The organism is Actinacidiphila epipremni, assembly GCF_012034175.1.
Classification (GTDB): domain Bacteria; phylum Actinomycetota; class Actinomycetes; order Streptomycetales; family Streptomycetaceae; genus Actinacidiphila; species Actinacidiphila epipremni.
On sequence record NZ_JAATEJ010000003.1, the window covers coordinates 346834 to 359772 of the forward strand.

At 76.9% G+C, this 12939-nt stretch carries 8 protein-coding genes; all 8 read left to right on the forward strand.

Annotated features, from left to right (window positions below):
* Positions 1-71: 71 nt before the first annotated feature.
* The 8 genes from HCN08_RS06700 (at position 72) to HCN08_RS06735 (ending at position 10943) form a co-directional block, all read left to right on the forward strand.
* Positions 72-3311: a DUF11 domain-containing protein gene (locus HCN08_RS06700; protein ID WP_167981931.1), complete on the forward strand. Its 3240-nt coding sequence runs from the start codon at positions 72-74 to the stop codon at positions 3309-3311.
* Complete coding sequence (locus tag HCN08_RS06705) at positions 3308-4012, forward strand: DUF4255 domain-containing protein (RefSeq protein WP_167981932.1); 705 nt, start codon at positions 3308-3310, stop codon at positions 4010-4012. The genes HCN08_RS06700 and HCN08_RS06705 overlap by 4 nt, the downstream gene beginning before the upstream one ends.
* Positions 4013-4155: 143 nt before the next feature.
* Positions 4156-6201 carry an ATP-binding protein gene (locus HCN08_RS06710; protein WP_206318492.1) on the forward strand — a complete coding sequence of 682 codons (2046 nt, stop codon included), beginning with the start codon at positions 4156-4158 and terminating at the stop codon, positions 6199-6201.
* Positions 6202-6373: 172 nt separating this feature from the next.
* A complete protein-coding gene (locus tag HCN08_RS06715) occupies positions 6374-7963 on the forward strand; it encodes an eCIS core domain-containing protein (protein ID WP_167981933.1) in 1590 nt (529 codons plus the stop codon).
* Positions 7964-8231: 268 nt separating this feature from the next.
* Entirely contained in the window at positions 8232-9785 is a 1554-nt protein-coding gene (locus HCN08_RS06720) for a phage tail sheath family protein (RefSeq protein WP_167981934.1), read from the forward strand.
* Positions 9786-9847: 62 nt separating this feature from the next.
* Positions 9848-10288 (forward strand): phage tail protein, encoded by a 441-nt coding sequence (locus tag HCN08_RS06725; protein WP_167981935.1) that lies wholly within the window; start codon positions 9848-9850, stop codon positions 10286-10288.
* Positions 10285-10788: a hypothetical protein gene (locus HCN08_RS06730; RefSeq protein WP_167981936.1), complete on the forward strand. Its 504-nt coding sequence runs from the start codon at positions 10285-10287 to the stop codon at positions 10786-10788. Before HCN08_RS06725 ends, HCN08_RS06730 begins: the two co-directional genes overlap by 4 nt.
* On the forward strand, positions 10785-10943 hold the full coding sequence (locus tag HCN08_RS06735) for a DUF6760 family protein (protein ID WP_167981937.1): 159 nt from the start codon (positions 10785-10787) through the stop codon (positions 10941-10943). Before HCN08_RS06730 ends, HCN08_RS06735 begins: the two co-directional genes overlap by 4 nt.
* Positions 10944-12939: the final 1996 nt, after the last annotated feature.

Below are 12939 nucleotides of genomic sequence, written 5' to 3' on the forward strand. Positions count from 1 at the left end.
TGCCATCCGGCGCCGCCGACGGCGCAGGCTGGCAGGGCCACATCCGTACGCCGCGGCGACTGTGAGGGAACGTGACCGGACCTGCTGACCCCGGCGGGAGGTACCGCCTGGGGAAACTCGGCTTGTCGTTGCTGCTGACGGTCCCGCTGCTGGGTGCGACGGCCGCGGCCGAGCACGACGCCGGCACCCCCTCCGGGCGCGCCCTCGCCCCGCGGGCGGCGGTCGCCGCGGTCGCCGCCGAGAACCGGATCGCGTACGCGGGCACGCAGCACCGCAGCCTCGGCGCGGTCGCCGGTGACGACACCAGCACCAGCACACCGCTGTTCGGCGCTGGGCCCGCGCACTTCGACACGCAGCCGGCCGCGCTCGGCGACCGGCTGGTCTTCGCCAGCCGCAGGGACGAGCCGAAACCGCAGGTCTACCTGCGCTCCCCGGACGGCTCGGTCCTGAAGCTCACCAGCGGCCGGGACGCCGCGCACCCCCGGCTGACCCCCGACGGCGGCACCGTCGTCTTTGACTCCGCCGAGCCCGGCGGCCCGGGCGGCGCGACCGAGCGCGACCTGTGGAGCGTACGGACCGACGGCACGGACCTGACCCGGCTCACCGACACCCCGGCCGTGAATGAGCAGAGCCCCACGGTCTCCCCGGACGGGCAGCGGCTGGCGTACTCCGCCGACGCCGATTCGGCGACCGGGGCGCAGATCTACGTACGCCCGCTCGCCGGCGGCGCCGCCACCCGGGTCAGCGACCCGGCGAACGGCGCGGCCACCGAGCCGGTGTGGAACCCGGTGGACGACCCCGCGCACCGCGACCTCATCGCCTACACCGCGACCGCCGCCACGCAGGGAGCCGCCGCCGACCCCGCGCCGCAACCCCACCTCAGGCTCACCGGTGACGGCACCGACCAGCCGCTGCTCGGCGGCGACCGGGCAGCGTGGCGGGCCCACGGGGCAGCGTGGTTGCCCGACGGGGACGGGCTGCTCTTCCTCAGCCCCGAGGTCACCTGCGAATGCCAGGGCGACTACGACCACGTCTTCCGTACCACGGCCCTGTCCGCCGACGTCCCCTCGCTGGTGCTCAGCGAGGACCGCGAGGTCGGCTCGCCCACCTGGCTCGGCCCGCTGGACGGCGGCGGGGCGGTCGTGGAGCGGGACACCGCGCCCAACAAGTGCGACGCCACGCTCCAGGACATCCGCCCGGACGGCACCGACCCGCGCGACCTGGGCCTGACCGTGCTGGAGGAGGACCCGGCCGCGAGCACCGACACCGACCCCACGCACGACCCGCTCTTCCACCCCGCGGCCGGCTACGACCCGTGGACCGAGCGGCAGAACTACACGCCGGACGGGCGGCGGATCGTCGTGACCCGCTTCGAGACGCTCGACGACCAGCGCGTCGAGCGGATCTGGACGGTCGACGCCGACGGCGCGAACCCGGCCGTGCTGCCGCTCGACGGCCGCGGCCCCACCGACTGGGACACCGACCCGACGTTCTCGCCGGACGGGACGTCGCTGGCCTTCACCCGCACCTCCCCCGGCGGCATCGGCGACGGCCACCCCAGCCGTATCCTCATCGCCGATGTCGCCACCGGGCGCATCACCGGCGAGATCACCCCGCCGGCCGACCAGGTGCAGGGCGCGGACGCGCAGCCCACATGGTCGCCGGACGGCACGACGCTGGCCTTCACCCGGGGCGCGGCCGTCGAGGGCGGCGCCAAGCACATCTGGACCGTGCCGCTGGCCGACCTCACCGCCCAGCACGACCTGACCGCGGGCAACTGCCCGGCCGGCTGCGCGGTCATCGACGACAGCCCGGCCTTCTCGCCGGACGGCCGCGGCATCGTCTTCAACCGCAAGAACGGCGGCGGCGCGGTCGACGAACGCAACGGCCTGGTCCAGATCTCCACCGCCGGCGACGGCTGCACGGTGCTGCTGCCCGCCGCCGCCCGCGGCCTGCCCGGCGCGTGCGGGCGGCAGCTGCCCGACACCACCGCGACCGGCCCCTTCCAGCCGCGCGACGCCGCGTGGACCGCCGACGGGACGGGCGTGGTCTTCAGCTCGCGCGCCGCGGTCGCCGCCAACAGCCCGGAGAAGCTCAACCTGCTGGACGTGGCGTCCGGCGCGGTCACGCCGATCACCGCGGACCTGCCGGGGCGGCAGAAGGAGCCGTCCGTGCAGCAGTCGGTGGACCTCGCGGTGCAGGCGCCCGGCACCGTCCCGCAGGTCGTCGTGGGGGAGCCGGCGACGATCCCGGTCGATGTCGTCAACCACGGCCCGGCCGCCTCCCCCGGCACCCGGCTGACCGTCGCGCCGCCCGCCGGCGTACGGGTCACCGGGCTCACCTGGCCCGGCGGCACGTGCGACCCGGCCGCGCTCCAGTGCGACCTCGGCGTGCTGCCGCCGGGCGACACGGTCACGGTGAGCGTCACGGTCATCGGCGATGTGCCGGGCGACGCGCCGCTCGGCTGGTCGGTGACCGGCACGGTGGAGGACCCGCAGCCCGAGGACAACGCCGGGCAGACCGTCGTACCGGTCGTCGAGGCCACCCCGCCGCCCACCTCACCCCCGCCCACCTCGCCGCCGCCCAGCAGCCCGCCGCCCACGACGGCACCGCCCACCTCGCCTCCCCCGACGTCGAAGCCCCCCACGCCCCCGCCGCCCCCGGCCGCCGGGCCCGGCGTGCGGATCACCGCGCAGCCGAACCCCGGTTACGTCGGCGGCCGGGTCGTCGTGACGTACACCGTGCGCAACGGGCGCAACGCCCTCGCGACCGGGCTGCGGCTGCGGATCGGCCTGCCCGCGGGCATCCCGCACGCCGCCCCGCCACCGGGCTGCTCCGCCTCCTGGGAGTGCGCGCTGCCCGACCTCGACCCGGGCGGCAGCACCGTCGTCCGGGTCGTGCTGAGCCCCGACAAGGCGCTGACCGCGAATGTGACCGGGGTGCTCACCACGACCGGCACGGACGCGGACCCCCGCGACAACACCGCACGGCAGCGGCTGCGCATCCTCCAGCCGCGGATCGTCGCCGTCCCGAACATCGGCCGGCCCGGCTTTGTCACCTCGGTGCGCGGCAAGGACTTCCCGCCGGGCGTACCGGTACGTTTCACGTGGAACATCGGCATCACCGCCGCCGCGGCGCCGACCGTGCCGAAGCGGGACGGCACGTTCATCGGCCAGCTGCTCATCCTGGCCAAGGACCAGACCGGGCCGCGGGTCATCACCGCCGCCGGGCCCGGATTCTCCCCGGTGACCACGGACTTCCTGGTGGTCAGCGGCAGCGTGCAGCCCCCGGACGAGGTGACCCGCCGATGATCCAGGACGTCGACGAAGGGCTGCGCCGGCTGCTCGGCGAGTCCGGCTTCGAGGCATCGGGCGTGGACGTGGTCTTCGACGCGCCGACGAAGGAGTGGGCGGCGCGGCGGAGCGTGCCCACGGTGTGCGTCTTCCTCTACGACATCCGCGAGGACGTCAGCCGGCGCGGCAACGGCGGCGGCGAGGTCTACGACGAGGACGGGCATGTGGTGGGGCGGCGCACCCCGCCGCGCTGGTTCGACCTCACCTACCTCGTCACGGCGTGGGCGAGCCGCCCGCAGGACGAGCACCGGCTGCTCACCCAGGTGCTCACCTGCCTGACCGCCACGGACACGCTGCCCGCCCGGCTGCTCGGCGGCTCGCTCGCCGAACTCGGCCTCCAGGTCGGCATGGACACCGCCGGCACCGCGATGGACGCGCCGGCCGCCGCGGACGTCTGGTCCGCACTCGGCGGCGAGCTCAAGGCATCGGTGGGCGTCCGGGTGCGGGCGCCGCTCGCCGGCATCACGCAGGCCGTCGCGCCGCCCGTCACGGAGGGCCTGCTGGTGCGCTCGGCCGACCGCCGCGACACCGCCGGCCCCGAGCAGGGCCGCCGGCTGCGCTACACCGAGGTCTCCGACCCCGGCCCCGAGGGCTTCGCCGGCCCCCGCGACCGCGGCCCCGCCCCCGCCCGCCGCCGGCGCGGGGAGCGGCAGCCGTGAGCACTGCCGCGCAGGCTTCCGCGGGCGGCGGGGCGGCGGTGGGGCCGTACGCGGGGGAGGCGGCTGCGGGCGATGCCGGGGCGGTCGCCGGTGACGCCGCCGGGGGGACGTCCCCGGGGGACGCCGACGCCGGGCCGCTCGGGCTGTGGGGCCGGCTCGGGGCGCTGGAGCGGCGGGTGCGGTGGGCCGTCGAGGGGCGGCGGGCCGGGGACCCCGACCCGGACGACCCGTACCGGGGGCAGTATCTGACGCCCGAGGCGGCCCTGGGCATCCTCGACGCCGGGCACGGGTCCGGGCTCGGTTCCGGGCTCGGCGCGGCGGAGCGCTGGGAGCCGGCCGCCGGGTCCGGGCTCGGGGAGCTGGCCGGGCGGTTCGGGCTGGACCCGCTGGACCTGGACCTGCTGCTCGTCGCCCTCGCGCCCGACCTGGACGCCCGCTTCGAGGCGCTCTACGGCTACCTCAACGACGACCTCACCCGCCGCCGCCCCACCGTCGGCCTCGCCCTGGAGCTGTGCGGACTCGGCGCCGCGCCCGCCGCCCGCTTCCGGCTCGCCGCGGGCGCGCCGCTGGTGGACGGCGGGCTGCTGGAGGTCACCGAGCCGGACCGGCCGCCGCTGTCCCGGGTGCTGGTGGTGCCCGACCGGGTGACGGCGCATCTGCTGGGCGGCACGCGCCCGGACCCGCGCCTCGCGGCGGTGCTCGCCGAGCCGGCGGAGGACCCCACGGCCGAGCCGGCACAGCTGCGCCGGGCGGCGGGCGCGGCCCGCGGCGGTACGGGGCCGGTCCACCTGCGCAGCCGGGGCGGCGACGCGGAGGGCCTGGCCGTCGCCGCGCTGCGGCACGCGGGCCTGCGCCCACTGGTCCTGGACGCCGCCGCGCTGGCCCGGCGCCCCGCGGACGTGCCGGACCTGGCCCGTACCGCCGCGCGCGAGGCCCGGCTCACCGGCGCCGGGGTCGTCCTCGGGCCGCTGGAGGCGCTGCCCGCGGCGCCCGCGGAACGCGCCAGGGCGCTCGGCGAGTTGTGCGCCGCCCTGCGCGGCATCCCGCTGCTCACCCATTGCGCCGCCGACTGGGACCCGGCGTGGGCGGCCGACAGCCCCGTCGTGCTGGCCGTCCCGCCGCCCGCCCCGGAACGCCGGACCGCCCGCTGGGCCCACGCCCTCACCCGCGCCGCCGCAGCCGCCGGCGCCCCCGCGCCCGCCGCCGACCTCGCCGGCGCCGTCGCCGCGCACCGGCTCGACGCCCGGCAGGTACGGCGGGCCGCGGACGTCGCCGTACGGACCGCGGGGCTCGACGGGCGGGCGGTCGGCGCGGACGACCTGCGGGCGGCGGTACGGGCGCAGAACGGCGCCGCGCTGGACCGGCTGGCGCGGCGGATCGAGCCCGGCGTCGGGTGGGACGACCTGGTCCTCCCGCCGGCCACCCACCGGCGGCTGCGGGAGCTGGCGCTGCGCGCCCGGCACCGCGACCAGGTGCTCGGCCAGTGGGGGATGCGGCCCGGCGGCGGGCGCGGACGCGGCGTCATCGCGCTCTTCTCCGGCGAGTCCGGCACCGGCAAGACCATGTCCGCCGAGGTCGTCGCCGCGGACCTCGGCATGGACCTCTACGTCGTGGACCTGTCGACCGTCGTCGACAAATACGTGGGGGAGACCGAGAAGAACCTGGAGCGCATCTTCACCGAGGCCGCCGCCGTCAACGCGGTGCTGCTCTTCGACGAGGCCGACGCCATCTTCGGCAAGCGCTCCGAGGTCAAGGACGCGCACGACCGGCACGCCAACATCGAGTCGGCGTACCTGCTCCAGCGCATGGAGTCCTTCGACGGCATCGCCGTCCTGACCACCAACCTGCGGGCCAACCTGGACGAGGCGTTCACCCGCCGGCTGGACGTCGTCGCCGACTTCCCCGTGCCCGACGCCGGCCACCGCCGCGCCCTGTGGGAGCGGTGCCTGGGCCCGCGGCTGCCCCGCGCCGCCGACCTGGACCTGGACTTCTGCGCCGACCGCTTCGAGCTGGCCGGCGGCTCCATCCGCGCGTGCGCGGTGACCGCGGCCTACCTCGCGGCGGCGGCGGACGCGCCGCTGACGATGCGCCAGGTGGTGACGGCGATCGGCCAGGAGTACCGCAAGCTCGGCCGGCTCGTCCTGGACGGCGAGTTCGGCCCGTGGCTCCCGGACCCGGCCGACCTGTGAGCCGCGCGGACCACCCGGCCGCACCGGCCGCACCGGCCCCGGGGCCGGGCCCCGGTGCCCTCCCGGGGCATCCGCGGTGTCACCGCCGTGTCCGTACGGCCCTTGCGGACGCCCCCGCGCCGGTGGCACGTTCGGGGCGGTGACAGCGGGCGGTCACGCGGAGGAGGAGCCGATGCACGCGCGAGACCACGCATCCGACCCGGCGCAGGCCACGGACCGGGCCGCGCGCAGAGCGACCGCCGCACCCGCCCGACCCGCCGCCCGGCCCGCCGGGGTAGCGCCGCCCGCGCGCGACCTGCGGGCCCTCCAGCGCAGCGCCGGCAACGCCGCCGTCAGCCGGATGGTCTCCCGGCGGCCCGCGGGCCCCGGCGTGCAGCGCGCGGCCGTCCAGGACGTGCTGCGCTCCCCCGGCGTCCCGCTGGGCGCCGGGCTGCGCACCGAGATGGAGTCCCGGCTCGGCGCCGACTTCGGCGACGTCCGGGTGCACACCGACAGCGCCGCGCAGCGCTCCGCCGCGGACCTGGGCGCCCGCGCGTACACCAGCGGCCACCACATCGTCGCCGGCGCCGGCGGCCTGGACCGGCACACCCTCGCCCATGAGCTGACCCATGTGGTGCAGCAGCGCTCGGGCCCGGTGGCCGGCACCGACCGCGGCGACGGGCTGCGGGTCAGCGACCCCGGCGACCGCTTCGAGCGCGCCGCCGAGGCCAACGCCCGCCGCGTCCTCGCGGGCCCGGCGCCCGTACAGCGCGACGAGCACGCGGCCGGAGGAGAAGGGCGGCAGTACGCCGAGGACGCGCCCGTGCAGCGGTCCGTCGAGTGGTACCTCCAGCAGGGCGACACTCTCAACGCGTTCGGCACCGCGCTGGGCAACCTGGTCGAGTCGGCCGCGGCCGACATCCTGGCCCGGCCCGAGCTGGTGAACGTGCCCAACAACGGCTACGTCACGCGCTGGCACAAGGTCTTCGCCGCCTTCATCGACAGCGAGCGGACCCAGACGGCCTTCCTCTACACCGCGTTCGGCTACGCGGTCGAGGCGCTGACGACCGCCCGGCTCGACGAGGTCAGGAGCCACCTGCCGGCCGGCTGGACGATCAGCACCCAGGTCACCCACGGCCACACCCGCCCCGACCTGGTGGTCTTCGACGACCACCACCAGGAGCAGGCGTGGTTCGACATCACCGCGCGCGACAGCAGGGGCCACATCCGGGACAAGATGGGCGCCGGCTGGGGCACCCGGCCGTATGTCGCCGAGGTCGTCTACCCCTCGCTGCGGCCGGCCGACCTCATGCCCAGCAACGTCACCGCCGAGCAGCGCGCGGAGTTCGCCGCAGCCGCCGCGGAGGAGCTGCGCAAGGAGGCGGAGATCGTCGACCAGCTCCAGGAATGGGCGCTGATCGTGCACGGCGCGATGGTCGACGACGACGAGGTCGGCGCCGACCGGGCCAAGCAGCGCAGGTACTTCGAGGAGGAGATGTACCTGCAGATCGGGGCGGCGGCGACCGCCGCGATGCGGGCCGGCGGCAGCAAGCTCTCGCCGGCCACCGCGAAGTCGATCCTGACCTACCTGCACGGCAAGGGGCGGCGGACCGAGCAGGGCGGCCCCTGGATGAGCGCGTTCGGCTACACGCGCGACCAGGCGACCGGGCGCGACCCGGTGACCTTCGGGCGGATCGTCAACGAGCTCGCGGTGCGGGACGCGGCGGGCGACGCGGGCGGCGCGGCGGGTGCGAGCGCGATGGACGTCGACGAGGCCGCGTAGCCCCTGCCGGGGTGCGGGGGTCCGGGCGCGGGCCGACGCGCGACCCGCGCGATCCGCCGGGGTCCGGGCGCGCTGCCGGCGCGGGTCCCGGCGCGGTCTTGGCGCGGTCTTGGCGGGTCCGCAAAAGGCAGTGGCCCTGCCCCCTGCCAGGGCCCCGGGGCCATGGTCAACTCCCGTGCCCCCGCCACACACTCGCTGACGGACGGCAACCGGCCGCGAGGTCTCCCCGGCCCGCCGGGGCACCCCGTATGGACGCGAAGGAGCGAGTATGGCGACGTACCTCACCCCGGGTGTGTACGTGGAGGAGGTGCAGTCCGGGGCCCGGCCGATCGAGGGCGTCGGGACCGCGGTCGCCGCGTTCGTCGGGTTCGCCGAGCGGGGCCCCTTCCACGCGCCGACGCTGGTGACCAGCTGGGACCAGTACGCGCAGCTCTTCGGCGGCTTCACCGAGGGCACCTATCTGGCCCACGCGGTCTACGGCTACTTCCTCAACGGCGGCGGCGCCGCCTACGTCGTGCGCATCGGCGGTGACGCCTCCGCCGCCGGCGCGGCCCGGAGCGGCGCAGGCAAGGACGCCGGGGCGGCGCAGCCGGTGGAGCTCGGCGGCTTCCTCGTCACCGCCCGGCCCGGTGTGACGGGCGTGTCCGTGGAGGTCGCCGACGCCGAGGGCGACAGCCCCGCCGAGGACCGCTTCCGGGTGCTGGTCCGGCAGGGCGACCAGGTCGTGGAGACCTACGACGCCTCGACCCGCAAGAACGTCCGCGCCTACCTGGTCACGCAGGCCCGCGGCTCGCAGCTCGTCGAGGTCGCCGAGAAGCGCGGCGCCGCCCCGAGCCGGCCCGCGAACGGCACGACGGCGGTGCCGGACGGCCCGGCCGCGGGCTCCGGCGCCGGTTCCGGCGCGGTGGCGCGGCTCTCCCCGGCCGAATACGTCGGCGACATCGCCGAGCGCACCGGCTTCGGCGGCCTGGAGACGATCGACGAGATCACCATGGTCGCGGTGCCGGACCTGATGAGCGCCTACGAGCGCGGCGCGATCGACGCCGAGGGCGTACGGACCGTGCAGCTCGCGGTGATCGCGCACTGCGAGCAGATGGGCGACCGGGTCGCCGTCCTCGACACCCCGCCGGGCCTGTCGGCGCAGGCGGTCCGCACCTGGCGCAACGACGAGGCCGGCTACGACTCCCGGCACGCCGCCCTCTACTACCCGTGGGTGCGGGTCTTCGACCCGGCCGTCGGCCACAACACCACGATCCCGCCGAGCGGCCATGTCGCCGGGGTGTGGGCGCGCAACGACGCCGAGCGCGGGGTGCACAAGGCGCCGGCCAACGAGGTGATCCGCGGCGCGGTCGACCTGGAGATCCGGCTCAGCAAGGGCGAGCAGGACCTGCTCAACCCGATCGGCGTCAACTGCGTACGGGCCTTCCCCGGCCGCGGCATCCGGGTGTGGGGCGCGCGGACGCTGTCCTCGGACCCGGCCTGGCGCTACCTGAACGTGCGCCGGCTGTTCAACTACCTGGAGGAGTCCATCCTGCTGGGCACCCAGTGGGTGGTCTTCGAGCCCAACGACGACCGGCTGTGGTCCAGCATCCGCCGCAACGTCACGGCCTTCCTCACCGAGGAGTGGCGCCGGGGCGCGCTGTTCGGCCGTACCGCGGACGAGGCCTTCTACGTCAAGTGCGACCGCGACAACAACCCGCCGGAGTCGATCGACCAGGGCCGGGTCGTGTGCGAGATCGGGGTGTGCCCGGTCAAGCCGGCGGAGTTCGTGGTCTTCCGGCTGGCCCAGTTCTCCGACAGCACCAGCCTCATCGACGAGTGACCGCGCACCGGCGGTTCGCAGCCAGCCGCCTCAGCGGCAACACGGAAGGGTGACCGACAGTCATGGCAGAGGGCGACGCGCTTTCCACGCACATCTTCGGCGTGCAGCTCGGCGGTTACCTGGTCGAGTCGATCCAGGAGATCAGCGGGCTGACCGTCGAGGAGGAGGTCGTCGAGGTCCGGCAGGTCAGCTCGGACGGCAAGCAGATCATCCGCAAGCAGCCCGGCGCGCGGCTGGCCGGCGAGATCACGATCCGGCGCGGGCTCGACAAGAGCAGCGAGTTCACCAACTGGATCAAGGAGACCCTCAACAAGGGGGCCGTGAACACCGCGCGGCAGAACCTGACCATCGAGATCAAGGACTCCGAGGGCAGCACCGTGCGGCGCATCCAGCTCATGCAGGGCTGGGCGTCGAAGTGGGAGGGCCCCTCGCTCAACGCGGGCGAGTCGTCGGCGGCGACGGAGTCCGTCACCATCGTGTTCGAGGAGATCGTCATCGAATGAGGCGCCGGACGATCTCGGCGGGCAGCCTGGAGGAGATCCTCCAGGCCACGGCCCCCACGCACACCGCTGACCCGGCGGGCCCTTCCGCCGCCGCTCCCACTCCTGCCCCGGCTCGGCCGCAGGGCCGGGCCGTGCGCGACGAGTTCGAGTTCGAGCTGCCGCGCGGGTACGTCGACGACGACGGCACGCTGCACCGCCATGGCGCGATGCGGCTGGCCACCGCGCGGGACGAACTGCGCCCGCAGATCGACCTGCGGGTCAAGGAGAACCCGGCGTATCTGAGCGTGGTGCTGCTCAGCCAGGTCATCACCCGGCTGGGCTCCCTCACCGACGTGCACGCCGGGATCGTGGAGCGGATGTACGCGACGGACGTCGCCTTCCTCCAGGACTTCTACCGCCGCGTCAACAGCGAGGGCCACACGCGCGCGGCCGTGACCTGCCCGCACTGCGAGGGCGCCTTCGAGGTCGACCTCTCGGGTGGGCGCCTGGGGGAATCGTGACGTACGCGCTTCCCCGGCTCCGGGAGGAGGTCGCGTACATCGCCTACCACTTCCACTGGCCCCGCGAGGAGGTCCTCGACCTCACGCACGAGGAGCGCAGGCAGTGGGTGGCCGAGATCGCCCGGATCAACACCCGTATGAACGAAGGCGGTTGAGGCGATGGCATGGCGGGACAAACTCCGCCGGGCCCCTGCGGGGCGCGCTCACGGGGAGAGCGCGCACCCGGCTGCCGCCGGGGGGCCGGTCGGCGCCGGGGGCCGCGCCACCGGTACGCCTGCCGGCCCGGGCGGTACGCCGGCCAGACCGGGCCGTCCCGCCGCTGCCGGGCCCGCGGGTGCGGTCGCCGGGCCGGGCGGTACGCCCGCGGGGGCCGGCGGTACGTTGCCTGCTGGCTGGGACGGCGGCTGGCGCCGCACCACCGCGCCGGAATTGACGCTCTCCCGGGCGCCGCTCGGGGTGAGCGACGGGCTGGTCTTCCGGGGCCGCCTCGCGTCCTGGCAGAACCCGCAGTACGACAGGGGGCTCGCCCACGGCGTCCTCCCGACCGCACCAGCCGGCGTCGTCCACGGCGTGACCCACCCGCCCGCCGCCTCCGCGCCTTCCCGGGCAGCCGCCCTGCGCGGGGGGCCGCTGCTGCTCAGCCCGGCGGGCGGGGACGCCGCGCCGGGGCAGGGCCGGACCCGCCCGCTCGGGGCCGCGGGCTCGCCGGCGGGCGGTACGGGGGCCGCGCCGCGGATACCGCTGGTGCGTCGGGTGGCGGTCGTGCCGGGGGCTTCGCCTTCGACTGCGCCGGGTGCGCGGGACTCGGCTGCGGGTGCGCTGCAACGTGCCGTGCCGGTACGGCCGGTGGGCCCGTCGCCCGCCGAGGCGCAATACCGCTCCGATACACCCGCGCGCCGGCTCCCGACGGTGCGGGCGCTCGCAGCCCCGGCGCAACTTCCGCAAGCCGAACCGCAGTCGGCGCCCGGGAGCCGCGGCACGCTGGGCGAACCGGGGCGGCCCGCCGCAACTTCCGGGCCCGACGCCGGGGGCGACGGCTCCCGGGTGGGCGGGGCAGCCGGGCCCGGCGCCGGTCAGGGCATGCCGGTGGTCCGCCCTTCCGGTACGCCGGGCCCGGGCGGTGACGTCCAGCGCACGGTGAGCGGTGCGGACGCCGGGAGCCGGGGCGTGCCGGGCGGGCCGACGCACGCGGGCGCGGGGAGCGACCGGCCGCGCGCCGGGGCGACACCCGGACCCGGCGGGAGTGCGCCCGCGGTCCAGCCGCGCACGGACGGGGCCTCCGGCGCGGGGCACGACGGCTCTTCGGCCGGGGCTGCGCCAGGACCCGCGGGCGGCTCACCCGCGGTCCAGCTCCGGGGGGACGGCGCCGGAAGCGGCCGGCGTCCGCTGGACGCGACCTCACTGCTGGCCGGGCCCACCGGTGCTGCCGCGTCCGGCGCCGGGGGTGACGGTTCCCGCGCCGGGAGCGCGCCCGGGCCGGAGGGCGGCTCGCCCGTGGTCCAGCCCCGAGGCGACGCTACGTCGTTGCGGGGTGCGCCCGCCGGGGGAAGCCTGCCTGCGGTGGGGCCGGGCGTGGACGGGGCGCCGCTGTTGGGCGGGTCGGGTGGCGCTGACCGGCCCGGCGCGGGGGCTGACAGCTCCCGGCCCGGGGCGGTTCCCGGCGGCGGGGGCGGTCTGCCCGTGGTCCAGCCGCGTGGGGACGAGGCGTCCGGCGCGGCGGGGACCGGCGGTGGCGTTCGGCGCCGGGCCGAGGACGCCGTCCCGGGTGTGTCGGCCACGCCGGCGAGCGGGGACCGGAACACACGCGGCGCGGCGGATGGACCGGGTGGCGGCCGGGGCGGGGCGTCGGCCTCGGGGCCCGCGGCGGCGCAGGGCCCGGGTGCGGGGATGCCGGTGGTCCAGCCGCGGGCGGACGTGCCCGGCGGCGGGATCGCGCCGGGCGCTGCGGGTCCCGGCAAACTGCCCGGGTCAGCCCCGGGCGCCGGCCCGGAGCCGCCGGCCGGGCTCGCGGGGAGCCGCGGCACCCTCGGCGAAGTACCCGGCGCAGCAGGCGCGTTGACGTCCGGCGCCGGGGGCTCCGCGGGGAGTCACACCACGTCCGGCGAACCGGCTGGCCCGGCAGGGGCGTTGGCGCAGGGCGCCGGGATGCCG